Below are 25,124 nucleotides of genomic sequence, written 5' to 3'. Positions count from 1 at the left end.
GAAAGGAAGGATAAACGAATGATCGGTCTGTCCAACCCCAAGCCGCCTGCGGTATGGTGGAGCAAGGTGAAACGTTGGTTCCAGTTTCCTGAAGCCGAGATAAACGCACGCGATAGAGAAACGGCTAATTGTGTTTGCTGCGGCGGGCGCAGAAGCTCCGCCAAAGAGAGTCTCGGACTTTGCATGACCTGTTTTAACGCCATTCCTTGGATAATGGCTGTACGTTGTCCGGTTTGCGGCCGTCCGGATGATTGTCCGGACTGTATCCGACGAACGACGTGTTTTTTCCGGTACAGCCGAAGTGCAGTCCGCTATGACTCCCTGATGAAAGAATGGCTGGCCTCCTACAAGTACAGGGGCAATGAGCGCCTGCTTCCTCTTTTCTCCGGAATGCTGGTACATGCCTATCATCAATTGGTCAAAGAACTGCCGGCGGCGGGGCACGAAGGTTCCGGCTTTCACTGCATCAGTTACGTACCCATGAATGCCAGCCGTTTGGCGGAAAGAGGCTTTAATCAGGCCGAGGCCATGGCCGTAGAGCTGGGAAGACGGCTCTCGCTGCCAGTGATGCCTCTGCTTGAGCGGACAAGGCATACGGCTAAGCAGAGTTTTAAGTCAAGGGGGGAGCGGCTCAACGATCTGCAGGGAGCTTTCATGCTTCTTGAGGAAGCCGCAGGATCGATTGTACGGCTGCAGGAGGGGTTTGCGGGTCAAGGTTGGCCGGTTCGCGTCCTCCTGCTTGACGATGTCTACACAACAGGGAGTACTCTAAACCAATGTGCCCAGACTATAACGCAATCTTTACCGGTAGAGGTTTACGGGCTGATGTGGGCGCGCTAATTCTGCCAAGGTGCACGATATGGAGAGAAATAAACATATTTCCAACTCTTTCAGAAGGCCCCTTCTCAACGCAAGTCCAATACGTTACACTAGTCGTATACTATACTTGAAGTTTGATAAGGTGATCATAATGAGCATGAACGTTCAAAATTGTCCGCGCTGCGGAAAGCTTTTTGTGAAAGGATTTGCCGAAACTTGCCCGGCCTGCGTAAAAGACATTGAGGCTCAGTATGTTGCATGTGCGGACTACCTGCGGCAGAATCGTAAATGCGATCTCCAGGAGCTGCATGAAGAGACGGAAGTCCCTATGCGCCAGATTATCCGTTTTATCCGCGAAGGCCGCATTTCGATAGCGGATTCACCGAATCTGACCTATCCCTGCGAAGTTTGCGGAAACCCTATTCGTGAACATACTATGTGCGACTCCTGTCGCCAGCGCCTTGTACGGGATGTGAATCAGATGATGGATGAGGGCAAAAACAGCGCAAACGCGGAAAAAGACGCTCATCATTTTCGCATTACGGACCGCTTAAAAGACCGGCACTAATCAGAAAAGCTGTATTTAACTAAAAAGATCATATCCTTCTGCCGATAATAGTAATAACCATTATCGGTTTTTTTGTAGAATCGAGCCGTAAAGCGGCCTTGGAAAGTAGAGGATCCTTCATCAGATAACAAGAGGTGAATAACTATGAAAATTAATGATAGCCATCGTATCGGAAATGTAAATCCGTATGCCAAGCATAAAGAACAGTTTCAGACGGCTGCCGCTGATAAACGTAACCGTCCCAAAGACGAGGTTCAAATTTCCACGGAAGCTAAAGAGCTGCTTGGAGCCGCAGGGGATGAGAATAGAATGCGCAGAGTAGAAGAATTGAAGCAGCAGGTTAAATCGGGAACCTACCATGTGGAAGCGGGCAAGATCGCCGAGAAGCTCCTTCCGTATCTCAAATAAGACCGGCAGAAACGGGTGAAAAGCTGTGTCCGTATCCGAAATTGTCAACGTTTTGAATCGCATTATTGAATGTCACCAGGAGCTTCGGGAGCTTGGGACAAGGAAGAGAGAAGCGATTCTTCAAAACTCCATAGAAGAGCTGTCGGCTATTGTCCAGAAAGAATCCAAGGCCGTTAAAGAAATCCAGGAGCTGGATCAGCGCCGTGTAGTCAAGATCAATGAGTACATGGTAACACGCTGCTATAAAACGAACCCTTTTATAACCGTTGGAGAATTGGTTAAGCTGGTGTTCAAAGCGGAAGAAAAACAGCAGCTGATGGATTGTCAGGAGCGGCTTTTAAAAGAAATCAGACAGCTTAAAGAACTTAATGCTTTAAATCAGCAGTTGGTGGAACAGTCACTGGGATTTATCGACCTTTCACTCGACCTCTTAACGGCAACACCCGAGCAGGACGCGATCTATGCGAACCCTACCCAGCAGGGGCAGGCCAAACGCAAGAACGCTTACTTCGATACACGGGCTTAGCCCGGCACATATTCCGGCCGTTTAAGGCCCTACAGCAAAGGAAGTGAATTTATGCGTTCTACATTTCATGGACTGGAGCTCGGCAAGCGGGGTGTTATCGCACAGCAAGTCGCGCTGAATACAACGGGCCACAACATTACCAACGCCAATACTCCGGGATATTCCCGCCAGGTAGCCCAGATGGTTGCCGCCCGTCCGCTCGAATATCCTTCTGTAACCAATTCCACCTCTCCCGGCCAGCTGGGCATGGGGGTTGAAGTCAATGCGATCCAGCGTATCCGGGACATTTATTTTGACGTGGAATACCGGAATCAGAACTCATTAATGAACGAATCGAAAGTTATTTCGGAAACGCTCGGCAACATTGAGGGCGTCGTTAACGAACCGTCGAACAACGGTCTGGCTAAGAATATCACGGAATTCTGGAAAGCCTGGCAGACGCTTAGCAAAAACCCGAGCACGGAAGACCTGGCCGCCCGTTCCGCAGTCGTTCAGCAGGCGATGGCGATGGCCGATTCTTTTAACAGCATGGCTAATCAGTTTGCGACGATGGGTAACAACATCACGGAAAGAATCAACGTCAAAGTGTCTGAAGCGAACAGCTATGTGACCGAAATCTCCGACCTGACGAAGCAAATTAAACACATTGAGTCCGGTGGGGATAATGCCAACGATCTCCGGGATAAACGCGACTACCTCGTCGACCAATTGTCCAAACTGGGCAACGTGAAAGTAACGGAGACTTCGCAGACTTACCAGATCACGTTCGGAACGAAACAGGTTATCGATGATCTCAACTCGGATACTATTGTGCAGGCCGATGTCGCGGGCGTTACTTCCGGTGAAATCTTCGGTTATGTACAGTCCCGTGACACATTCATTGCCGAATATACCAAGCAAATCGATCTTATGGCCAACACACTGGCTACTGGCAAAATCGAGGTCACCCTTCCGGCGGGAAGCATTTTGCCTAAAGGGATGACGCCTCCTGCAGGGGCCAAAATGGACCCGGCCAATCCGCGCAAACTGGCTGCCGACGCGAAGGTAACCGTCGATGGCTTGAATGGGCTTCATAGGCTCGGATACACCCTCGAAGATCCGGCTACCAACGGGAAGGACTTCTTCGTCACTTCCGACGGATCGGGGAAATTTACGGCGCAGAACATTCGGGTTAACCCGGACATCGCTAAAGATTTGAAGAAGATCGCAGCTTCGCTGCGTATCGAAACCGTCAGCAAACCGCCTGCGGCACCTACCGACAAAGTGGTGCAAAGCAACGGCGATCTGGCGCTTCTTATCGGCGGCCTGGCGGAGAAGACGTTTGATTTCGGCGGTACAGCTCTGACAGCGTCCTCTACGTACGGCGGTTACTATGAAGCAGTAATGAGCCAACTGGGCGTTCAAACCGATCATGCCAAAAAAATGCTCGAAAACGGCGAGCTGCTCACCGATCACGCAGACAGCTTGCGTCAATCCATCAGCGGTGTGTCGCCCGATGAGGAAACGGCCAACCTGATTAAATTCCAGCACGCCTACAACGCTTCAGCTCGTGTTATCACCGTTGTAGATGAAATGCTCGACAAATTGATTAACGGGACCGGCGTTGTCGGCAGATAGGAGGGATAGCTAAATGCGGATCACACAGAACATGATGAGTTCGTCGATGATGAAAAATCTCCAAACGAACTATAACCGGCTGGATAAGTATCAAGAGCAGTTGCTAACTCAGCAAAAGATTAATCGGCCTTCCGACGATCCCGTAGGCATATCCAGCTCGCTTCGCTATAGAGGCGAAATCGGTATGACGGATCAATTTTCGGAAAATGCCAAGGATGCGGACTCTTGGATGAATTTTTCGGATACTGTGATGAATGAAGCCGTACAGCTTTTACAAACAGCTTCTGAAAAAGCAATACAGGGCACCACGGAATCAATTAATCCTGAAGCACGTAAAATTCTGGCATCAGAGATTGATGAATTATACAAGCAGCTGGTCGCAATTGGCAACTCTCAATTCAAAGGCAAGTATATCTTTAATGGACAAACAACAGATCAGAAACCTTTCTCAGATGATCCAGCGAATACCGCTTATACTCTTGATGAAGGAATAATGCGTTATCAGATAGGCGCGGGTATTTACGTAGACGTAAATTCGCTTGGAAAAGATGTGTTTGGTACCTTTCAGGATCCGTCAGATCCTACTAAGGTGACCAATGTCTTCAAAGTGCTGGACAATTTGAAGGTTGCTTTAAATAACGATAATACAACAGGTATCGAGCAAGGCATAAAAGATATTCAATCCAGCATGGATCGTGTTCTTTACGCTCAGGCCGATGTCGGGGCTCGTCAAAACCGACTTCAATTTACAACGGACCGCTTAGAGGACCTCACATTAAATTACACGGATTTGCAATCTAAAATCGAAGACGTTAATGTGCCCAAAACGATTACCGATCTTAAGACGGCGGAGAGTGTTTTTCAGGCTTCTCTTGATACGATGGGGCGTATTATTCGTCCTAGTCTGCTGGACTTCCTTAGATAGGAGGACAGGTCCATGCAAATTCCTCGTGTCCAGATTAGTCAACAATATAGTAAAATCGGAATTTCCAAGACTCCCGGTGAATTATCTGTTGAACAGCCTAAGGGAGAGCTTAACATTCATCGTGAGAATTCCAAGATTATTATAGATAAACAAAACCCCGTACTTGAAATAGATTCATCCAAAGCCTGGTCCGCTCTGGGATCTTCTAAGCTCATTGAGATGAGGGAACGTATTACACAGAGTGCTTTTGATATCTCTATGCAAAACATTGCGGAAATTGCCCAAAACGGTGATCGTATGATGGACATAACCAACCGCTCAAATGCATTCGCTGAAATTGCTCGACAAAATGCATTTAAAGATAGGCCGATACAAATAACAGGTGAGCCATCGTATGATAACGTAGATATTGCATATACCCCAGGTACATTGGATACCCAGGTTCAAGAAGGCCGAATTTCGTTCAATCCAACTCAGAATAGACCGCTAGTGCACTATGCTCCTGGGAAACTGGAAGTTTATCTTAAGCAAAAAAATTCCGTTTCCTTTTCCGTGGTAGGCGGTAATATGGATGCATCTATTTAATGCGTATGAGACAATAGCTATAATATTATAGCTATTGTTTCTTTTTATAGGGAGGAAATTCGATGATTATACAATCTACACGATTTGGTGAAATTGAAGTTACTGAAAATCAACTGATTAATTTCGAGACGGGTATATTTGGTTTTGAACACTATGATCAGTATGCTTTGCTTGATTTAGAAGAGGAAGAGTCTGTTTTTCTTGCACTTCAATCCCTGGATGACAAAGATCTTGCTTTTATAGTGGCAGAGCCTTTTTTATTCGAGCCCAGTTATGAATTTGATTTGCCAAAATTAATCAAAGAACAGCTTGGTTTAAAAAGTGAGCGGGATGCACGAGTATTGGGCATAGTCACTGTTAGGGATAAGGATAACATTACAATGAATCTCAAAGCCCCTATTGTTGTTAATCGGAATTTAAATAAAGCGGCACAAATTGTATTAGAAAATTCCTCTTTCCCTATTAGATATTCCTTGGTTAAGGGGGGGGATTAAATTGCTGATCCTTTCCCGTCTCAAAGGCGAAAAAATTATGATAGGCCAAGACATTGTTCTGACGATACTGGACGTGGCAGGAGACCAGGTGAGGATCGGTATCGAGGCACCAAAAGAGATTGCAATTTACCGGGAAGAAATCTACCAGGCTATACAAGCTGAAAATCAAGCTGCGATCAGTTTGAATGCTAATAAAACTTCTCTTATTCATGCCTTAAGAGGTATCTCAAATAAAGTAGGAAATTCAGAATAATTTTTTGAAATTCACGCAAATAGCTATAAAGTAAATGTCGACCTCCACCGATATATATATCATGGGAGCAAGCGGGCTTTGGCGGCCGACTGAACTCGCTTAATCCACTAATCAGGTGAACGCAAGGATGCGATCACTGCCCACATTCAAGGAGGAATATAATCATGCGTATTAACCACAACATCAGTTCTTACAACACTCAACGTCAACTAGGCATTAACAACAACTCCCAAAGTAAATCTCTGGAAAAGTTGTCTTCCGGTTACAAAATTAACCGTGCAGCTGATGATGCTGCTGGCCTGGCAATCTCTGAAAAAATGCGTAACCAAGTTCGTGGTCTGGAACAAGCCTCCAAGAATGCTTTGGACGGTATTTCTTTGATCCAAACTGCTGAAGGTGCTCTTAATGAGACTCACGCTATGCTGCAACGTATGGGCGAACTGTACACTCAAGCAGCTAACGAAGTTTTAACTTCCGCAGATACTGCAAAAATTGACGCTGAAGTAAAAGAACTGACAGCTCAAATTGATTCTATCGCTAATCAAACAAGCTTCAACACTAAGAATCTACTTGGTGATAACGCTCCGACTGAGCTTACATTCCAAGTCGGCGCTAACAAAGATGAAACTATCAAGTTGACACTAACAAAAGCTACTACAACTGAGTTGAAAATTGATGGTTTGACCAAGCTGGATGGCACCAATGCTACAGCAGCTGGTAACCTTGACAAAATTCAAAAAGCTATTGATGATGTTTCTACTAACCGTTCCAACCTGGGTGCTGTTCAAAACCGTCTCGAGCACACTATCAATAACCTTGGTACGACTTCCGAGAACCTGCAGGCAGCAGAATCCCGTATCCGTGACACAGACATGGCGAAAGAAATGTCTGAATTCACTAAGAATGGCATCTTGCAGCAAGCAGCTACAGCAATGTTGGCTCAAGCTAACCAACAGCCACAAGGTGTACTGCAATTGCTTCGTTAATTTAATTCCTTCTTGGAATTGGTCCGGCCGGATTATCCGGTCGGTCTTTTTAATATAATTTCGAAAGGGAGTTCACAGGATGAGGCTTGAGGTCACAACAGGCTTTGTTCCGCAAACCTCGGACACACAGACGTACGGACAGCCAGCAGTTCCAGGGTCGGAAAAATCAGACGCTTATGTTGATAAGAGAGCGGCAGTTGGTGAAGACGAGCTGTCTAAACTGGTTAACCAAGCTAACAAAACTCTAATAGGCGCTAACACACATCTGGAATTTACTATTCATTCCAGCAATCATAGGGTTATCGTAAAAGTAATGAATACGGAAACAGATGAAGTAATACGAGAAATTCCGCCTGAAAAATTTATAGATATGGTAGATCAGCTCATTAAACAAGCAGGTATATTATTAGATGAGAAAAGATAACTATTTTGGAGGTGAGTGCAGTTGGTTTCTTCAATAAAATTTAGCGGTATGGCATCCGGGATAGATACGGAAAAGGTTATAAGTGATCTGATGAAAGTGGAACGAATGCCGCTTAACAAACTAAAACAGCAAAAACAAATCTTCGCTTGGAAACGTGACGATTATAGGGATTTTAATACGTCCTTGAGTTCGCTGCGTACATTAGTTGATAAGCTAAGATTTTCTTCAGGTTATAACAAACAGGCAGCAACTAGCAGTAATACTTCTGTGGTATCGGCAACGACAACTTCAGCAGCTGTTAGTGGAAGCTATACGGTAGAAGTTAAATCACTAGCCTCCTCGGCACTTTTAACGGGCGATAACGTTGATCTTGATACTAAGAGCAAGGCAGGGGTCACCGGCGATTTTGAGGTAGTAGGCCCAGATGGAAAAAGTATTAAGGTCTCGGTTACTCCGGATACCACGTATGATTCAATAATGAAACAGGTAAACAGTTCAGGCATAGGCGTTAACATGAGCTACGACAAAATCAATAAACGTTTTATGCTTAGTACAACATCCACCGGTAAAACTGCTTCTGTAAAAGTCCAAGACGGAACTAATAATATAGCGTCTACAATCTTGAAGTTGGACACGACTAAAACTGTTACCGGTAGTGACGCCAGTGTTATTCTGAATGGGTCTGCTATGGAGTTAAAAAATAATTCTTTAGAATTCAATGGTGTAAAGTTTGATTTAAAAGGTGTTTCAACATCGGCAGTCACTGTGAGAGTTTCACAGGATACAGAAAATGTGGCCACCCAAATTAAGGATTTTGTTACTCAATACAATCAACTTGTGGACAAAATAAATGTAAAAACAAAAGCTATTCCCTCAAAAACTTATCTTCCACTAACAGATGAGCAAAGAGAAGCTATGACCGAGAACCAAATTAATTTATGGGAAACTAAAGCTAAAGTGGGAGTTCTCTATAAGGATGATATCCTTCAAGGAACCTTGGAACTCACCCGTAGTTCTCTTGTCGGAACTGTTAAAGGATTGCCCGATGAATTTAATTCTTTGTCGGACATTGGTATTACTTTTAAAGGATATCAAAAAGGACAACCTAACGAGCTCGGGAAATTAAATTTGGATGAAAAAAAGTTGCAAGAAGCTATTGATACAAATCCGGAAGCTGTTATGAACTTGTTCACTAAAACAAGCTCTTTGGACCCTAAAGATCAAAACTACAAATCCGAAACTGGATTTGCTGAACGAATCTATAGTAATTTAACCAATCAGATAAATAAGATTGTTAAGCGGATTGGAACGTCTACTATTTCCGATTATGTAGACGGCAGCCAGTTGGGTAAATCAATCAAAGAACTAAATGATAAGATGGAGACACTGGAAGATAGAATTAAAGTGGTACAGAACAGGTATTATAAACAGTTTACTGCCATGGAACAAGCTATCCAGAAACTTAACAGTCAAGGATCCTGGTTGTCACAGCAATTAGGAAGGTAGTAATTATAGAAACGGTCTATTCTTGCTGAAAGAACAACAAAAAGATTTAAGGAGAGAAGTAAATGATTGCACCCAATTATAAAGAACAATATTTAAAAACGAAAGTTGAGACGGCAAGCCCAGGTGACCTTACCCTCCTTTTATACGAAGAGTTGTATCGGAAGCTGAATATGGCCAAGATGTTTTACAAACAAAACAATCAAGAGGCAATGCTTGAACGTATTCATGGAGCAAGATCAATTTTTTATGAGTTAATCGTAACTCTTAATTATGATTACGAGATATCCAACCAACTAAAAGATTTGTATGATTACTATTTACGCAGGATTAATGAGTTTACGATAAAGAGGCAAGAAGAAATCCTTCAAGAAGTGATTGAGTTTGCCAAGGAATATGCGGAGACTTGGAAGAAAGCTTTACACATTATAAAGAGCAGTAAGGGTTAGAAGCCATGGAACGAATTCAGATAATGGTCGAAATAAAAAGAACATATGAAGAATTGCTAGATGAGATTATGTTAAATAAGTATCAAGATACAGAAAAAAAATTAGATCGTCTTTTCGAAGTGATGAATTCCTTGAGCAACCAATCTTATACTGAAGCTGAACAAAAGTTAATGAAACAGCTATTAGAGTTAAATAAAGAAATTACATCAACGATGGTAAGAAAAAAGAATGAAATGGACCATGCTAACCAGACTTCATTGAAATTATCAAGTAAATACGATTCTTATGGTTATTCTGATGCTTATTTCTTTGATCAAAAATTTTGATTCGGGGGCTATATATGAACACTATTAAGCGTTCAATAACACTTTTTCTTATTGCAATCATGGTAATAAGCTTGTTACCTATGAATGCAATTAAGGTTTCAGCTGCTACCAATTACGTGTCAGCTACCAAAACTATTAATCCCTCAAGCATCATTGTCGGGGACGAAACCGAGGTTACACTGAATATTCAAGGGACACCTCCTGTGAATGTGGTTAAACCTAATGATGTTATACTGGTTATTGATAAATCGGGCAGTATGGGCACTGAAAAAATGAACAGTGCTAAAAATGCAGCTAAAGGCTTCATTGATCTAATGGATTTTACTAAACATCAAGTAGGGATTGTTGATTTTAGTACGAATGTAGGCTCCTTTAATTTGACGACAGATACTCAGGGAGCTAAAAGTTATATTGATACTTTAACTGCCAACGGTTCTACCAATACGGGGACGGCAATACAAAAAGCTACAGAATTACTAGCCAATCATCGTTCAGATGCCCAACCAGTCATTGTATTATTAACGGACGGGGAAGCTACTGGGACTGGAGATGGGCTTAATGCTTTTGATTACACGCTTAAAAAAGCCAGAGAAGCGAAAGACGCAGGAATAGTTTTTTATACTATTGCTCTTTTAAATTCAACAGACAATCCAGAAACAAGTGCACCAAATATTTTGATGAAAAATATGGCTACAACGTCTCACCATCATCATTTTATCCTAGGCTCTGTAGGACTAAGCGAAATCTATGCTGCGATCGTGCAAGAGATTGGATTGGCCAGCGCCTATGATGTTACCGTAAAAGATACTGTGGCCGATGGTTTCGAAATTGTTCCTGGATCATATGATAACAACATACCCAAGCCTACGGTAAGCGGGAACACGTTAACATGGAATTTCCTTGAGCTCAAGAAAGATACTTTAAGTTTCAAATATAAAATTAAACATAAAGGTTCTGTTGCAGGAACTTTTCCAGTAAGTAAAGGTTCGGTAGTATCCTATAAAGATTATACGGGCACTAGCAGAAGCTATGATATTCCTGCTTCTAATATTGAAGTGAAGTATCCGGCTCCAGTTATCACCTCCGTTACTCCCAATAAAGGGCATGTGCTTGGCGGTGAAAAGATTGTGATAGAGGGAGCAAACTTTCTGCCTAATGTTAAAGTTAGGATTGGTGGCGCCTTCTCACCGACAGTTAATTTAATTAATGATAAAAAAATAGAATTCATCACTCCAGCAGGTATTCAAGGAGAAAATACCCTATCTGTAATCAATCCAGATAATCAAACCGCTACAGAAAAATTTAATTATTATGCTGATCCTGAAGTTTCTAAATTTGAACCTAATTCGGGACCATTATCTGGCGGCACTAAATTGGTGGTAACAGGAAAGTACTTTATGAATGGAGTTAAAGTGAAGGTGGGGACGAATTATTCTTCTGCCGTTACTTATAACACGAGCCAATATATAACTGCTTTAACTCCTCCAGGAGATCAGCCTGGGACTGTTGATGTATCTATTGAAAACCCTGATGGAACGACAGTCTTGCTTAAAAATGCATTTACTTATAATGAACCCCCAAAAGTAGCATTAAAATCTATTTCGCCTGCCGAAGGTTTAATCAGTGGCAACGAGACAGTCATACTGACGGGACAGCTATTTGAACCCTCAAGTAAGGTGTTTTTCGGTGACATTCCAGCGGCAAGTGTTACTTTTGTGAATCAAGGTTCTTTATCCGTAAAAACACCGGCGGTTCCCCAAGAGGCAACGGTTGACGTTAAGGTAGTAAATGCTGATGGTACATCATCTACATTATCTCAGGCGTATAAATACATTTTGCCACCGGCCCCCAATGCACCTACGATTACTTCTGTCTCTCCTAACAATGGGCCTATGGAGGGTGGAACGACTGTATATCTTGAAGGTAAAGACTTTGTAGCGGGAGTAAAAGCAACCATTAATAATGGTACTGATAGTAAAGATGTAGAAACAACTTTCGTCAATGCTAACCGTTTAAAGGTCAAAATGCCGGACTGGTCGAAAGCAGAGGTTGTAAATTTTGTGGTAACCAACCCTGATCTTCAGTCAAATACACTTTTCCAAGCCTATACTTATTCAGCACCTCCACAAGCACCAGCGCCTACAGTAACTAACGCATCTCCGAATCACGGTCCGCTGGAAGGTAAAACCATTATTTATGTGGATGGTACTAATTTTAAAGCAGGGACAAAAATGTTCTTTGTTGCGGGTGGTCAAGAAATAGACCTTAATGCAACTTACGTAAGTGCGAGTCGCATGAAAGCTACAACGCCCGCTTATTCTACACCGGGGCCAGTTACCATTAAAGTCACAAATCCTGATGCACAATCCGCGGAATTAGCTAATGCATTCACCTATGATGCGCCACCTGTCTATCCTGATCCGGTTATAACAAGTATAAGCCCGAACAGTGGAAACAAAAGAGGCGGATATTTAGTTGAAATTAACGGTAGCAACTTCCAACAAAATGCTACTGTGAAATTCGGCAGCACGGTAGTTCCACTAAGTGGTTATTTGAGTCCAAGTTTAGTTAGAGTTAAAGCCCCTGTTGCAACCGACACCGGTGCTGTTGATATTACCCTGACTAACCCCGATGGTAAGTCATCTACTATCATAAAGGGATTTACTTTTGAATTAGACAAACCATCCATAACGGGACTTACACCTGGTAATGGGCCATTGGCAGGTGGCACTGTTGTATATGTGGATGGTAGCTTCTTTGAACAAGGCTTGACTCTTAAATTTAATAACACTGTGATTGCACATGATTACATCAGTTCCTCCAGAATTAAGTTTAAAACACCCTCTGCTGCGGCGTCTGGTCCAGTAAGTGTAGAACTAATTAATCCGAGCGGGCTTTCTGCCTCATCAACTTTTACTTATGATGCGCCCCCTGCAGTACCTGCTCCGAAGATTACGAGTGTCTCACCGGCGTATGGGCCTCTTAGTGGGGGAACCACTATCTATATTGATGGTTCTGGCTTACAACAAGGTTCCAAACTAATATTCAATGGTATCCAGTATGATGCCACCTATGTAAGTGCAGCACGCTTAAAGTTTAAGACTCCATCTGCTGTCACAATCGGAGTAATTACTTTTAAAGTCGTTAACCCTGATGGTCAAGAAAGTGGATACTTGAATTTTGAATATAAATAAGTTTTGAAGAAGGGCCTCTCTAGGCCCTTCTTATTTAAAACATACAAGGAAGTGCTCATAATGACAGACAATGTACTTTTACCAACTTACATGAAATCCTTTTCTTGTATAGGTTCAGAATGTGAAGATAGTTGTTGTGTCGGTTGGAGAGTAACGTTAGATAAAAAATCTTTTAAAAATTATAAAAATCTTAAACATCCGGCGCTAACAGAAAAATTTAAACAGGGACTTAAACGAAACAAAAAGGATCCTAGCGATACGAGTTATGGCTATTTTGCTATGGATGCCAAAACTCTTCGTTGCCCGATGTTAGATGACGCTAACCTTTGCAGTATTCAAAAGAATATGGGAGAAGCCATGTTGTCTCCCACCTGTAACACTTATCCTCGTATTTTGAATAAAATGAACGAGGGGTACGAGTTATCAGCAAAATTATCATGTCCTGAAATTGCACGACTTGCCCTTTTAAATGAAGAGGGAATAGATTTTGAAGAACTAAGCTATGAAATAAACCCTCTATGGGGAGTTAGAAGATCAACACATTCGACTTATACGGAGGAACAGGAGCAGATTTTTTGGGCGGTCAGAATGTTTACTATAGAGGTTCTGCAAGATCGTAATTTAACTGTAAGCGATCGCCTCATTTTCTTGGGATTATTTATTGAAAAAGTTAAGAAAGTCATAATGACTAATATTACGGGTATTCAATTTCTTATTGAAGAATATAAAATGAAGATAAGAAATACTGTATTTCTTAACAGTATAAAAGATATAAAAGTGGATTATGAATTTCAAATAAAATCAATACTGGAATTGATTCGGGTACGAGATACATTTGGCTCTGGAAATAAACGTTACCTCGAGTGCTATTCTGACATGCTCCGTGGATTAGGGATAGAGGCAGGTGAAAAGATTGATTTAAAACTTTTAAAGGAAAAATATCTATTTAATGAGCAAACATATTTTAAACCATTTATGAATAAGCACTCTTACATCTTAGAGAATTATCTTGTCAATTACATTTTTGAGACAAAGTTCCCTGATTTCAAAGTGGAGGATATTTTTGAGCAGTATGTAAAAATTATAGTAGTATATGCTATGTTGAAGATTCATTTCATTGGCATTTCTGGTCATTATGAAGGAATAGAACTTGACATGGCCATGAAGATTGTACAGTCCTACGTTAGGGTAGTGGAACATAATAATTCATATCTTGATAATATTATAAGTATGTTTAAAGAGCAGAAATTTGATACTCTTGCCCATCTTGTAACTCTTGTAAAAGATTGAGGTTTTCTATGAATATTCCTGCTGAAGTTTCTGCTTGTCTAATTGTCAAGAATGAAGAAAAGCACATAGAACGATGTATATCTTCGTTAAAGTCAGTTGTAAAAGAAATCATTGTCGTAGATACAGGATCTACGGACCTTACTGTAAGTAAGGTAGAGAGTATGGGAGTAAAAGTACACAATTATGTTTGGGACAATGATTTTTCGAAAGCAAGAAACTTTTCCATTTCACTTGCAAAAGAACCCTATATTTTAATTATCGACGCTGATGAAGTTTTGGAAGCACAATCTTTGAATAAATTTATAGATTATACAAGTAACAACAATAACCAATTGCCAGCTACAGTAATAATTGAAAATTATATCAGCACGGAAAAGTGTGTTAGGAATAGATTGACCCGGCTATTTCCAAACAATGGAGGCTACGATTTTAGTGGACTTATACATGAGCAGCTTTGTTTAAACGGAGAATCTATTGAAAGAAGATTAGAAACAGAAATTTTAATTAGACATTACGGGTACGAAGAAAAAGAAATTGAAAATAAGAAAAAAGTAGAAAGAAATTTATTGCTACTGAAAAAGCAGTTGCTGAAAGAGCCTGATTCGGCTTATCTTAATTTTCAAATTGGACAAACTTATTACGTTGGTAAGGAATACAAAAAAGCAGAAAGCTATTTTGATATAGCATTAAGATTATTGTCGGTTTATCAAACTCTTCCTGTCTATGCTTCGACAATTTTTCTATCCTATGGTTACTGTCTATTTTACAATCTTAAGTTTCAAGAACTTGATTATTTATTGAATGATGCAATGGACTATTACTCTGATTATACAGACCTATATTTCTTATATGGTCTCTCTTTAATAGAAAGAAAAGACGTAACCCGCTTTTCTGAGATCCAACAAACCTTTGAGTACTGTCTATCCTTAGGCGAAGTAATCTCAGGAAGTTATGAGACGGTTGAGGGAGTGGGTTCATATAGATCCCTATATAATTTAGGACTATTTTATGAAGTAACAGGTAACAGGGAACTTGCTCTTTCATACTATACAAAAAGCAGCGAGTATTCTTTTACTCCGGCTCTTGAGAGATTAAAGGTTCTTAATTTGTAAGATGATTTTATGCCGAATTGAATATTAGGAGTAAATATGTTGGATAAACTTCGTTCGGAGCTTCGACGGAAAAGAGTAGATGATTTAATCAATGAGGGTCATAGTGTAAAACGTTTTTTAGAAAGTCGGATAATCGATCAAGACCACCGGCCCCATATCGTTTTCGTCATGAATCAGGTCGGTATTTGGGGCGGCGTTAAAATAGTTTTTGAGCAAGCCAATCGACTAATTGAAAAGGGCTTCCGCATAACCATCCTATCCAGGCATCCTTTTCCTGAATGGTTTCCACTGCAGGCAGAATATATTCAGATCCCATACGGCTTGGATTTGGGGCAGGAGATTCCTCTTTGCGATCTAATAGTGGCTACCTATTACGATCACATCTACGAATGTGTGCAGACGGGGATCGCGCCGGTTGTTTACTTCGAACAGGGGGATAAACATTTATTTGAACCGGAGAAGCTGGAAGAAGAACAGCTGCAATTTATTCAAAAGCAATTAGATCGCGCGGATCGGGTATTAACGGTTTCTCATCAGGTTAGCAACCTGCTCAAGGATTTGTATAATTGTGATTCCACAGTTATTCATAATGGCATTGATTCTGATATTTTTAATCGGGAAGACTACGCACCCGAAAGAATACGTCCATATATCTTAATGATGGGAAACGAGCAAATAGCATTTAAAGGCATTCAAGATGTGTGGAAAGCCTATCTGCATTCACCGGCAATCCAAGCAAATTATGATTTAATTTGGATTACTCCGGTTAAACCTCAGTTTCTGCCACAAGAAAAACCGTGGATATCCGAGATACATGTGAATCCGACTCAGCAAAAGATTGCCGAGCTGTATCGGGGAGCGGCTGTGTTCGTTTCCGGATCTCATTACGAATCCTTCTCACTGCCTGTAATTGAAGCCATGGCTTGTGGTTGCCCGGTTGTGAGTACCCGTAATCAGGGTGTGCTGGAATATTCGGAAGAGGGATCAAATATTTTGCTGGCGGAAATCGGTGATCCGGAGAGCTTGTCCCAGCAATTGACTTGTTTGCTTGAGAGTCCTCTGCTAAGAGAAAGTCAGATTGTAAAAGGCCTGGAAACGGCAGCCCGTTTCTCATGGGAAGCGGTTCTGCCACAGGTAGAGATGTACTACAAAGAAGCGGCCGGCTACGATCCGGTCCCGGTGAACACTTTGGATGAGTGGGACATCTTACTCCAGAAGATAGACTTCATGACCGAAGAGGAGCACGAAAGATTTATAAAAAGGCTGCTGCATAGCAGTAAAGATAAAATCGAGCTTGTTTCCGTATATTCTCTCATCGAAAATCATTCGTTCGGCAGATGGGAGACAGCGGCTGTAAGAAAGCAACCGGGAAGCAGCCGAGAGTCTGTAGACAAAGTGTATAGCTTAGTCCGGAATGCAATATCGCCCGAATCCGATCACGATGCTGCTATCGGTTTGCTTGCACAAGGAATGCCGGATGAAGCGTATCGGCTGTGGCAGCGCTTGATAAATACAAACGACTCTTCGCCAGAGCAGCAAGGCATTTATACGAAATGGCTAATACTATGTTTGATAGAACTTGAGAGAGACGAGGATGCTCTCCAAATGTTAAATAAAGCTCTTCCTAAATATCCGGATTATACGGATTTATATTATTTATACGCTCTTGTACTCACTTTGCTGGGTAAAGGCAGCGAGGCGGCTCCGGTAATAGGGATAGCAAAATTAGTGGGAGACGCGGCCCACTATCCCGAGTTTTTCCTTAACAGCTCCGCATTATTAAAAAATTTACAACAGTGAACAGTTAAAGGAGAGCAAATAATCATGCACGGAACCTACATTGGGAACAATAAAATGATGGTTAAATTAGCGTATAATGCCGTAATTACGATACCGTCCAATGATTTGAGTCTAATGCCGACATTGGTGACGACCGGAATGTTTGAAGTTCCGTTGACGAAATATTTCCTTACCCAGCTGAAACCCGGATATACAGTCGTGGACGTGGGCGCCAATATCGGTTATTTCACCGTGCTGGCCGCCAAAGTAGTCGGAAATACGGGAAGGGTTATCGGATATGAAGCGGACCCTAACACGGCTGCTGTCTTAAAGGATAACCTGGCAATGAACTGGCTTACGGAGAACGTGACCATCATAAATAAAGCGGTTTATTCGGAAAATAAGACGCTGCAATTTCGGAGCTCGGAAAGATTTCATGGTTATTCTTCGTGGAAGGAGAAGCCTAAAGACGACAATTTAATCGATCACTATACAATCCGGGACGTCGAGGCTGTCTCCTTAGATAACGAATTGCAAGAACTGGATACGATTGATCTGGTTAAGATCGATATCGAGGGTGGAGAGTATCATGCTTTTCTGGGGATGAAAAAATTGATACAAGACCGGAAGATTAAGACAATCACTTTTGAATGGAATAAAGCGATGCTTGGAGCGGATGAAGGCCCCTTCCTTGATCTGATCAGCGATCTAATTACAAATCGGGGAGCACGTCTCACGCTGCTGGACAAAGAAGGCGAAGTGGTAGAAACAACGTTAAAAGATCTGGCAGCCTTCGAATTTTATCCATTTGTTCTATTGGAATTCCAAAACTAACATAAATCTCTCCCTGTGGACAATGTGTATAACTTTGTTGATAACTCTGTGAATAAGTGCTTAAATCCCGCTTTCAAAAAGGGATCTAGGGCTTAAAGCCTATGCTGTCGAAAGTGTGAATACCTAAATTTTCAAAATATTTAGGATTATCTTGTCATCAGATTGACACAATTATTTCCGCGGTGATATATTCAAAAGGTAAGCAAAGGCTTACATTTATTTGAAGACGAAGGGAATGTGTCCGATGCAAGGTAAAGTAAAATGGTTCAATGCGGAAAAAGGCTACGGTTTTATTGAGCGCGAGGACGGCGGAGACGTATTCGTACATTTCTCTGCAATCCAAACGGACGGTTTCAAAACACTAGAAGAAGGTCAGGCTGTCGAGTTTGACATCGTGGAAGGCGCTCGCGGACCACAAGCAGCTAACGTAAACAAGCTGTAATTATTCGGCCGTTTGGCCGGTTCATAAAACATGGTAAAGATGTTTGAACCAGCACCCTGGATTGCGATCCGGGGTGTTTTTTTGCATGCGATCGGAGTTCACAGTTTAGCCGCAGAACGGACACAAAACGTATATTAAGATTTTTTGAATATTCAAAATAGTTAGTGTATAATAGAGACAGAAGGGAGGAGTTTTATATGAAATTCACCGTTCGAGGAGATCATCTCGAGATAACAGCTGCCCTCAGGGAGTATGTGGAGAAGAAGCTGAGCAGACTGGAGAAGTACTTTGAAGCCCCCCTCAACTCGGAAGGATTTGTGACACTTAGCGTAGTCAAAAACATCCACACGGTGGAAGTGACGATTCCGCTCCAGGGCGTCCTGCTCCGTGCCGAGAATAAAGATCAAGACATGTATGCGGCTATTGACCTGGTGGTCGACAAGCTGGAACGTCAAGTCCGCAAACACAAAACGAAAATGAATCGTAAAATCCGCCTGGAAGGCAACAAACGAGAGTTGAGCAAGCTGGAAAGCCCGGTTCTCACCATGGATGAGGAAGAGGAGGATTACGAGCTGGTCCGGACGAAGCGGTTTACGCTGAAACCGATGGATATCGACGAAGCGATTCTGCAGATGAACATGGTTGGTCATGATTTCTTCGTTTTTTCCAACATGGATACGGAGCAAGTGAACGTGGTCTATAAAAGGGACGATGGCAGATACGGTCTGATCGAACCGGCTATTTGACCCCAACCCGTCTTACTGATTGCGCAAGTGCCAGACGAACTTCTAACTGAAAATATGAAACCAAAGCTTGATCCGACAGGGTCAGGCTTTTTAAATGTTTACAGCTCATATCCAGCACAAAAAAATCGGGTGAAAACAGCTGGCGTTTGACGTGGAAGCCACCGTTACGTTATCTTCTCTTTAATAGTAGAAAGAAGCTTGCAGATCTTGCGCTCGTTTACGAATAATAAAACAATTCTAAAGGCTCTCGTCCGTTCAACAGCCGACCGGTAAAATTTCGCCAACTTTGGAAACGGAAAATCGGCTTTTCAGTGGCTTTGCCGACAACAACTGCAACAAAGCGCGAGCTTTTACGTATGTAAAGGAGTAGGTTTGCTACAGAGAAGCACATCTGATAAACTGAAATGTTCCCGCTCTGAAGCCTTGTTTTGTTGCGGCTTGACGAGCAAACTGATACAATTTAAGGATACTGAGTGTAAGGGAAAGGGGTTCACCGATGCTAGGACTGGTCAAAAAAATGTTTGGTGATTCCAACGAACGTGAAATCAAGCGATATTGGAAAGCAGTCGATGCTATAAATGGGCTCGAGCCGGAAATTTCCGCTCTGTCCGACGAACAATTAAAAGGCAAAACCGTCGAGTTCCGTGAGCGTCTGGAAAAGGGTGAAGACCTGGACGACCTGCTGCCGGAAGCATTTGCCGTTGTGCGTGAAGCTTCCAAGCGGGTGCTGGGCAAACGTCACTATGACGTGCAGTTAATCGGCGGCATGGTGCTGCACGAAGGCAAAATCGCCGAGATGAGAACCGGTGAAGGTAAAACCCTCGTCGGTACGCTTCCCGTCTATCTGAATGCGCTGGCGGGCAAAGGCGTGCACGTGGTTACCGTCAACGACTATCTGGCGCAGCGTGACAGCGGCGAAATGGGCCAGATTTACGATTTCCTGGGGATGACCGTCGGGGTCAATCTTCATGATCTTTCGCATGAGCAGAAGCAGGGTGCCTATGCTTGCGACGTAACCTACGGCACGAACAATGAATACGGATTCGACTATTTGCGCGATAATATGGTGCTTTACAAAGAGCAGATGGTTCAGCGTCCGCTTTATTTTGCCGTTATCGACGAAGTGGATTCCATCCTGGTCGATGAAGCGAGAACACCGCTGATCATTTCGGGACAAGCTGCCAAATCTACGGATTTGTATTATGCGGCGGACCGTTTTGTGAGCAAGCTGGAAGCGGAGAAGGATTACACCGTCGATATCAAGGTGCGTTCCGTGTCTTTGACGGAGCAGGGTGTGGAGAAGGCAGAGAAGGCGTTCGGGATTGAGAACCTGTTCGATCATCAGAACGTGACCCTCAACCATCACGTTACCCAGGCTTTGAAAGCCCGCGTCATTATGCGCCGTGATGTGGATTACGTTGTTCAGGACGATGAAGTTCTTATCGTCGATGAATTTACGGGCCGTCTGATGACAGGCCGCCGTTACAGCGAAGGCCTGCACCAGGCGATCGAAGCGAAAGAACAGCTCCAGGTGCAGAACGAAAGCATGACGCTGGCGACGATCACGTTCCAGAACTACTTCCGTATGTACCGCAAGCTGGCCGGCATGACCGGTACGGCGAAGACGGAGGAAGAAGAGTTTAAGAAGATTTACGGTCTGGACGTTATTATTGTGCCGACTAACCGTCCAATGATCCGTAAAGATATGCCTGACGTTGTTTATAAGACGGAGATGGGCAAATTCAAAGCGGTCGTGGAAGAAATCGTCGAGCGCTATAAAAATAAACAGCCGGTACTGGTCGGTACCGTTTCCATCGAGAATTCCGAGCTGCTGTCCGAAATGCTGAAGAAAAAAGGCGTTCAGCATAAGGTACTTAACGCGAAGTACCACGCCGAAGAGGCGGAAATCGTCTCCCGCGCGGGACAAGCCGGCGCGGTAACGATCGCAACGAACATGGCGGGCCGCGGTACCGATATTATGCTGGGCGACCAAGTCCACGAAATCGGCGGACTGCATATTATCGGTACGGAGCGCCATGAGAGCCGCCGGATCGATAACCAGCTCCGCGGTCGTGCGGGCCGTCAGGGTGATCCGGGTTCCTCCCAGTTCTATCTGTCACTTGGCGATGAACTGATGAAGCGCTTCGGCGCCGAGAACATCATGGCTATGATGGACCGTCTTGGCATGGAAGAGGATCAGCCGATCGAAAGCAAGCTTATCACGCGTGCGATCGAGTCCGCTCAGAAGCGTGTAGAGGGCAACAACTTCGACATGCGTAAAGTCGTCCTCCAATATGACGACGTTATGAACCAGCAGCGTGAAATTATTTATAAACAGCGCCGTGAGGTGCTCGAGTCCGAGAATATCCGTGAGATCGTGGAAACGATGCTTCGTTCCAGCATTGAGCGTATCGTGAACGCCCACTGCAGCGAATCTCAAATTCCGGAAGAGTGGGACCTTCAGGCGATTGTCGATTACGTAAATAACAACTTCCTTTCCGAAGATGCGCTGAACAACAAAGATATCTGGGGTAAAGAGATCGACGAAATCATTGAATTTATTGATGAGAAAGTCAAAGAAAAATACAACGAGCGCGAAGAACAGATCGGCGCTGAATTTATGCGCGAATTTGAGAAAGTCGTCGTTCTGCGTGCGGTCGATTCCAAATGGATGGATCACATCGACGCGATGGACCAGCTGCGCCAAGGGATTCACCTTCGTGCATACGGCGGCACGGATCCGCTTCGTGAGTATCAATTCGAAGGCTTCGAAATGTTCCACGAAATGGTCGACAGCATCCAGGAAGAAGTGGCCACTTATATCATGAAGGCCCATGTCGAAAGCAATCTGGAGCGTCAAGCCGTGGCCGAAGGCCAAGCCGTGGATCCCAAAGTGGAATCCGCAGGCAAACAGCCGATCGTAAAAGAAGAGCAAATCGGCCGCAACGATCCTTGCCCTTGTGGAAGCGGCAAGAAATATAAGCAGTGCCACGGAGCGTAATTCGTACCCGTCCGGGACTTTATAAGCTGTATCTTATGCAAGGTTATGCATTTTTCATGCATAGCCTTGCATATTCGCTTATATCCTGGCACAGGCCCGGTTATGATAAGCTTAGAGCGGCCGGGACCGGCAATTTTTTTACTACTATGTGTTGCAACTAACTGCTAGAACAAATATGAGGACTCCGAGGTGTTGGTATGCTGGAACCGGAAGTAAAACAAAACCTGCGCGAAATTGCAAAGCGACTAACGGAATTAAGGGGGTCTCTTTGACTTAGATCATAAGCTCGAAGAGATCGGAGATTATGAAGTGAAAATGGCGGCGCCGGATTTCTGGGACGATAACGAGAAGGCCCAGAAAATCATCGGCGAACTCAACGCCATCAAGAGCGTTGTGGATCAGTTCCAGGCGCTGAATAACGAATATGAAGACCTGGACGTTATGGCGCAGCTGGCTGACGAGGAGAACGATGAGGACATGGCGGCCGAACTGGCCGACGGCCTGAAAGGCGTTCTCCGCAAACTGGAAGACTTCCAGCTGCAGCTGCTGCTCAATCAGCCGTACGACCGGCTGAATGCCATTCTCGAGCTGCATCCGGGCGCGGGCGGGACGGAGTCCCAGGACTGGGCGGAGATGCTGCTGCGGATGTACCGCCGATGGGCCGAGAAACGGGACTTCAAGGTCGAGGTGCTCGATTATCTTCCCGGAGACGAGGCCGGCGTGAAGAGCGTTACGCTCCTCATTAAGGGCCACAACGCCTACGGGTACCTTAAAGCGGAGAAGGGCGTACACCGACTCGTGCGCATCTCGCCGTTCGACGCCTCGGGCCGCCGCCACACGTCTTTCGTGTCGTGCGACGTAGTCCCGGAGATCGAAGACGACGTGGAGGTCGATATCCGTACGGAGGATCTGAAGGTCGACACGTACCGCGCGAGCGGAGCGGGCGGCCAGCACATCAACACGACGGATTCGGCCGTGCGGATTACGCACTTGCCGACGGGTGTCGTGGTAACGTGCCAGACGGAACGTTCCCAGATCAAGAACCGGGAACGGGCCATGAAGCACTTGAGATCGAAGCTCTACGAGAAGAAGATCGAGGAGCAGGAGAAGCATCTCGCGGAAATCCGCGGAGAGCAGTCCGACATTGCGTGGGGCAGCCAGATCCGTTCCTACGTCTTCCATCCTTACAGCATGGTCAAGGATCACCGGACTACGGAAGAGACAGGCAATGTGGGAGCGGTGATGGACGGCGATCTCGATCCGTTCATCGATGCTTATCTCCGCCTGCAGATCCAGAAGAAAGAAGAATAAGAAGCGTGCGGGGAAGGAGGCCGAGTGCCTGCGGCCCCGCATTTTTTTGTATGCCGGGGAAGGATGACCGAGGAGGATTCAAGCGCTCAGCCAATTCCGCTGTCAGAGAGGTAAGAACAGGCTGTACTCCCTCAGATTGAGGCATATACCGCTTGGATTTCATGCTGACTATTCGCGCCGCCGCGCGATTTCCCAGTGCGCCGATAAGGCGTCGCATGATGTTGGTGGTGGTCAGCCAGCTTGCTGGTCACAGCTGAAAAACCGGAGCGGGCACGCCATTGAAGGAGCGAAATCTTTTCAAATCAGAAGGATACTTGACGAGTGGTGCGAGCCAGTCCTATACAAGGTTCAGGTTATGCAACGCTTCCGAATTATTTTTGACCTGCGGTTAATTAGAGGTAGGCAAACTCTTCTTTTGATGCCATAATAATTCCAGTACCTTACTCATACAACAATAGACCTTCATCAGGCAAAACTAGAGATAACCGGCGCGAACGGCCGGTAAAAGATAGGAGGAACGCCCCATGGCTATGGCCAAAGGCAAACGGAGAAAAGCCCGTCTTGTCCTGAACAGTCCGCAGCAGAAAGTGTACGAATATGCGATGCTGCTGATCGGCTGTTTGATTATTTCCATCAGTTTTAACGTCTTTCTCAATCCCAATCAGGTTGCTTCCGGAGGGGTATCGGGCCTGTCGACCATTATCCAGCAAACTTTGGGCTGGCAGCCCGCTTTAACGCAGTGGGGCTTGAATATTCCGTTATTTCTCCTCGGCTTGTGGCTTCTGGACCGCTCATACAGTCTTAAGGCAGTCGTAGGTTCGATCGTCCTGCCGCTCTGCGTCATGCTGACCAGCCATTTGCCCACTCTGACTCATAACATTCTGCTTGCAACGATCTACGGCGGCATGGTGCTGGGACTCGGTATCGGGATCGTGTTCCGCGGCCGCGGTTCGACGGGAGGCTTCAGCATTTCCTCGCAAATTTTACATAAGTATTCAGGCTTGAGCCTAGGTGTATCGGTTGCCGTTTTTGACGGAATGGTCATTTTGCTGGCCGGTCTTTTTTTCGGTCCCGAAAAAGCTCTTTACGCGCTGATCGGTCTCTTTGTGACCACGAAAACCATTGACATCGTGCAAGTCGGGCTCAATACGTCAAAGGTGGCTTACATCATTTCGAATGATCCGGAGAAACTTCGCGAAGCGATTCTTCATGATCTGGACCGTGGCCTGACCCAGTTGACCGGAGCCGGCGGATACACGGGTGATGCGCGGCTTGTGCTTATGGTTGTCGTCAGTCAAAGCGAAGTCAGCAAGCTCAAAGCGCTGGTACAGTCGATCGACCCTCAAGCGTTTATCATTTTAAGCAATGCGAACGAGGTGCTGGGGGAAGGTTTCAAACGCGCGGTATAACTTTGCATATATACAAAACATTCTGCATAAAAGATCAAAGACTTGGAGACTGATCCTCTCCAATAACACTCAACTTCGAACATGTATCCTGTAACAGAAAACAGCTGTCTACCATAGACAGCT

The 25,124-nt window shown here is 44.3% G+C and carries 24 protein-coding genes; all 24 read left to right on the top strand.

The window, feature by feature from the left end; translation table 11 throughout:
• Window positions 1–18 precede the first annotated feature (18 nt).
• Window positions 19–840 (top strand): ComFC family protein, encoded by an 822-nt coding sequence (locus AC2TF6_RS27780; protein ID WP_491309380.1) that lies wholly within the window; start codon window positions 19–21, stop codon window positions 838–840.
• A 130-nt stretch (window positions 841–970) separates the two neighbouring features.
• Window positions 971–1,387: a flagellar protein gene (locus tag AC2TF6_RS27775; RefSeq protein ID WP_009676992.1), complete on the top strand. Its 417-nt coding sequence runs from the start codon at window positions 971–973 to the stop codon at window positions 1,385–1,387.
• A gap of 144 nt (window positions 1,388–1,531) precedes the next feature.
• Complete coding sequence (gene flgM / locus AC2TF6_RS27770) at window positions 1,532–1,795, top strand: flagellar biosynthesis anti-sigma factor FlgM (protein ID WP_009677024.1); 264 nt, start codon at window positions 1,532–1,534, stop codon at window positions 1,793–1,795.
• Window positions 1,796–1,820: 25 nt separating this feature from the next.
• Window positions 1,821–2,321, top strand: coding sequence for a flagellar protein FlgN (locus AC2TF6_RS27765; RefSeq protein WP_326050658.1), 501 nt, complete (start codon window positions 1,821–1,823; stop codon window positions 2,319–2,321).
• A 51-nt stretch (window positions 2,322–2,372) separates the two neighbouring features.
• Window positions 2,373–3,938 (top strand): flagellar hook-associated protein FlgK, encoded by a 1,566-nt coding sequence (gene flgK / locus AC2TF6_RS27760; protein ID WP_491309379.1) that lies wholly within the window; start codon window positions 2,373–2,375, stop codon window positions 3,936–3,938.
• A 13-nt stretch (window positions 3,939–3,951) separates the two neighbouring features.
• On the top strand, window positions 3,952–4,863 hold the full coding sequence (gene flgL, locus AC2TF6_RS27755) for a flagellar hook-associated protein FlgL (protein ID WP_491309378.1): 912 nt from the start codon (window positions 3,952–3,954) through the stop codon (window positions 4,861–4,863).
• 12 nt (window positions 4,864–4,875) lie between these two features.
• Window positions 4,876–5,448 carry a DUF6470 family protein gene (locus AC2TF6_RS27750; RefSeq protein ID WP_491309377.1) on the top strand — a complete coding sequence of 191 codons (573 nt, stop codon included), beginning with the start codon at window positions 4,876–4,878 and terminating at the stop codon, window positions 5,446–5,448.
• Window positions 5,449–5,510: 62 nt separating this feature from the next.
• Window positions 5,511–5,942 carry a flagellar assembly protein FliW gene (gene fliW / locus AC2TF6_RS27745; protein ID WP_491309376.1) on the top strand — a complete coding sequence of 144 codons (432 nt, stop codon included), beginning with the start codon at window positions 5,511–5,513 and terminating at the stop codon, window positions 5,940–5,942.
• A gap of 1 nt (window position 5,943) precedes the next feature.
• Window positions 5,944–6,195 (top strand): carbon storage regulator CsrA, encoded by a 252-nt coding sequence (gene csrA / locus AC2TF6_RS27740; protein WP_491309375.1) that lies wholly within the window; start codon window positions 5,944–5,946, stop codon window positions 6,193–6,195.
• Window positions 6,196–6,359: 164 nt separating this feature from the next.
• On the top strand, window positions 6,360–7,181 hold the full coding sequence (locus AC2TF6_RS27735; protein WP_491309374.1) for a flagellin N-terminal helical domain-containing protein: 822 nt from the start codon (window positions 6,360–6,362) through the stop codon (window positions 7,179–7,181).
• A gap of 79 nt (window positions 7,182–7,260) precedes the next feature.
• Window positions 7,261–7,605 (top strand): flagellar protein FlaG, encoded by a 345-nt coding sequence (locus tag AC2TF6_RS27730; RefSeq protein WP_491309373.1) that lies wholly within the window; start codon window positions 7,261–7,263, stop codon window positions 7,603–7,605.
• A gap of 21 nt (window positions 7,606–7,626) precedes the next feature.
• Window positions 7,627–9,111, top strand: coding sequence for a flagellar filament capping protein FliD (gene fliD, locus AC2TF6_RS27725; protein WP_491309372.1), 1,485 nt, complete (start codon window positions 7,627–7,629; stop codon window positions 9,109–9,111).
• A gap of 62 nt (window positions 9,112–9,173) precedes the next feature.
• A complete protein-coding gene (gene fliS / locus AC2TF6_RS27720; protein ID WP_491309371.1) occupies window positions 9,174–9,557 on the top strand; it encodes a flagellar export chaperone FliS in 384 nt (127 codons plus the stop codon).
• Window positions 9,558–9,562: 5 nt separating this feature from the next.
• Window positions 9,563–9,883 carry a hypothetical protein gene (locus AC2TF6_RS27715; protein ID WP_491309370.1) on the top strand — a complete coding sequence of 107 codons (321 nt, stop codon included), beginning with the start codon at window positions 9,563–9,565 and terminating at the stop codon, window positions 9,881–9,883.
• A 14-nt stretch (window positions 9,884–9,897) separates the two neighbouring features.
• Complete coding sequence (locus AC2TF6_RS27710; protein WP_491309369.1) at window positions 9,898–13,077, top strand: IPT/TIG domain-containing protein; 3,180 nt, start codon at window positions 9,898–9,900, stop codon at window positions 13,075–13,077.
• 60 nt (window positions 13,078–13,137) lie between these two features.
• Window positions 13,138–14,367, top strand: coding sequence for a flagellin lysine-N-methylase (fliB, locus tag AC2TF6_RS27705; RefSeq protein ID WP_491309368.1), 1,230 nt, complete (start codon window positions 13,138–13,140; stop codon window positions 14,365–14,367).
• Between the two features lie 8 nt (window positions 14,368–14,375).
• A complete protein-coding gene (locus AC2TF6_RS27700; protein ID WP_491309367.1) occupies window positions 14,376–15,479 on the top strand; it encodes a glycosyltransferase in 1,104 nt (367 codons plus the stop codon).
• Between the two features lie 39 nt (window positions 15,480–15,518).
• Window positions 15,519–17,279, top strand: coding sequence for a glycosyltransferase (locus AC2TF6_RS27695; protein WP_491309366.1), 1,761 nt, complete (start codon window positions 15,519–15,521; stop codon window positions 17,277–17,279).
• Window positions 17,280–17,303: 24 nt separating this feature from the next.
• On the top strand, window positions 17,304–18,092 hold the full coding sequence (locus tag AC2TF6_RS27690) for an FkbM family methyltransferase (RefSeq protein ID WP_491309365.1): 789 nt from the start codon (window positions 17,304–17,306) through the stop codon (window positions 18,090–18,092).
• A gap of 244 nt (window positions 18,093–18,336) precedes the next feature.
• Window positions 18,337–18,534, top strand: a complete 198-nt coding sequence (locus tag AC2TF6_RS27685) for a cold shock domain-containing protein (RefSeq protein WP_009677088.1) — start codon at window positions 18,337–18,339, stop codon at window positions 18,532–18,534.
• A gap of 197 nt (window positions 18,535–18,731) precedes the next feature.
• Window positions 18,732–19,280 (top strand): ribosome hibernation-promoting factor, HPF/YfiA family, encoded by a 549-nt coding sequence (hpf, locus tag AC2TF6_RS27680; protein ID WP_218231312.1) that lies wholly within the window; start codon window positions 18,732–18,734, stop codon window positions 19,278–19,280.
• Between the two features lie 496 nt (window positions 19,281–19,776).
• On the top strand, window positions 19,777–22,281 hold the full coding sequence (gene secA, locus AC2TF6_RS27675) for a preprotein translocase subunit SecA (RefSeq protein ID WP_491309364.1): 2,505 nt from the start codon (window positions 19,777–19,779) through the stop codon (window positions 22,279–22,281).
• A 197-nt stretch (window positions 22,282–22,478) separates the two neighbouring features.
• A protein-coding gene (gene prfB / locus AC2TF6_RS27670; RefSeq protein WP_491309363.1) for a peptide chain release factor 2 occupies window positions 22,479–23,592 on the top strand; the annotation gives its coding sequence in 2 pieces (ribosomal slippage) (window positions 22,479–22,550 and window positions 22,552–23,592; 1,113 coding nt in all).
• Between the two features lie 524 nt (window positions 23,593–24,116).
• Window positions 24,117–25,001, top strand: coding sequence for a YitT family protein (locus AC2TF6_RS27665; RefSeq protein WP_009676976.1), 885 nt, complete (start codon window positions 24,117–24,119; stop codon window positions 24,999–25,001).
• Window positions 25,002–25,124: the final 123 nt, after the last annotated feature.

Source organism: Paenibacillus sp. JNUCC 35 (assembly GCF_058269095.1).
The sequence above is the reverse complement of the archived record's forward strand: the minus strand, read 5'-3'. Positions and strand labels throughout refer to the sequence as shown.

What these genes read in the sequence shown, in the direction of transcription:
- AC2TF6_RS27780 (WP_491309380.1), top strand. Translation starts at nt 19, where the DNA reads ATGATCGGTCTGTCCAACCCCAAGCCGCCTGCGGTATGGTGGAGCAAG.
- AC2TF6_RS27775 (WP_009676992.1), top strand. Translation starts at nt 971, where the DNA reads ATGAGCATGAACGTTCAAAATTGTCCGCGCTGCGGAAAGCTTTTTGTG.
- flgM (WP_009677024.1), top strand. Translation starts at nt 1,532, where the DNA reads ATGAAAATTAATGATAGCCATCGTATCGGAAATGTAAATCCGTATGCC.
- flgK (WP_491309379.1), top strand. Translation starts at nt 2,373, where the DNA reads ATGCGTTCTACATTTCATGGACTGGAGCTCGGCAAGCGGGGTGTTATC.
- flgL (WP_491309378.1), top strand. Translation starts at nt 3,952, where the DNA reads ATGCGGATCACACAGAACATGATGAGTTCGTCGATGATGAAAAATCTC.
- AC2TF6_RS27750 (WP_491309377.1), top strand. Translation starts at nt 4,876, where the DNA reads ATGCAAATTCCTCGTGTCCAGATTAGTCAACAATATAGTAAAATCGGA.
- fliW (WP_491309376.1), top strand. Translation starts at nt 5,511, where the DNA reads ATGATTATACAATCTACACGATTTGGTGAAATTGAAGTTACTGAAAAT.
- AC2TF6_RS27735 (WP_491309374.1), top strand. Translation starts at nt 6,360, where the DNA reads ATGCGTATTAACCACAACATCAGTTCTTACAACACTCAACGTCAACTA.
- AC2TF6_RS27730 (WP_491309373.1), top strand. Translation starts at nt 7,261, where the DNA reads ATGAGGCTTGAGGTCACAACAGGCTTTGTTCCGCAAACCTCGGACACA.
- fliS (WP_491309371.1), top strand. Translation starts at nt 9,174, where the DNA reads ATGATTGCACCCAATTATAAAGAACAATATTTAAAAACGAAAGTTGAG.
- AC2TF6_RS27715 (WP_491309370.1), top strand. Translation starts at nt 9,563, where the DNA reads ATGGAACGAATTCAGATAATGGTCGAAATAAAAAGAACATATGAAGAA.
- AC2TF6_RS27710 (WP_491309369.1), top strand. Translation starts at nt 9,898, where the DNA reads ATGAACACTATTAAGCGTTCAATAACACTTTTTCTTATTGCAATCATG.
- fliB (WP_491309368.1), top strand. Translation starts at nt 13,138, where the DNA reads ATGACAGACAATGTACTTTTACCAACTTACATGAAATCCTTTTCTTGT.
- AC2TF6_RS27700 (WP_491309367.1), top strand. Translation starts at nt 14,376, where the DNA reads ATGAATATTCCTGCTGAAGTTTCTGCTTGTCTAATTGTCAAGAATGAA.
- AC2TF6_RS27690 (WP_491309365.1), top strand. Translation starts at nt 17,304, where the DNA reads ATGCACGGAACCTACATTGGGAACAATAAAATGATGGTTAAATTAGCG.
- AC2TF6_RS27685 (WP_009677088.1), top strand. Translation starts at nt 18,337, where the DNA reads ATGCAAGGTAAAGTAAAATGGTTCAATGCGGAAAAAGGCTACGGTTTT.
- hpf (WP_218231312.1), top strand. Translation starts at nt 18,732, where the DNA reads ATGAAATTCACCGTTCGAGGAGATCATCTCGAGATAACAGCTGCCCTC.
- secA (WP_491309364.1), top strand. Translation starts at nt 19,777, where the DNA reads ATGCTAGGACTGGTCAAAAAAATGTTTGGTGATTCCAACGAACGTGAA.
- AC2TF6_RS27665 (WP_009676976.1), top strand. Translation starts at nt 24,117, where the DNA reads ATGGCTATGGCCAAAGGCAAACGGAGAAAAGCCCGTCTTGTCCTGAAC.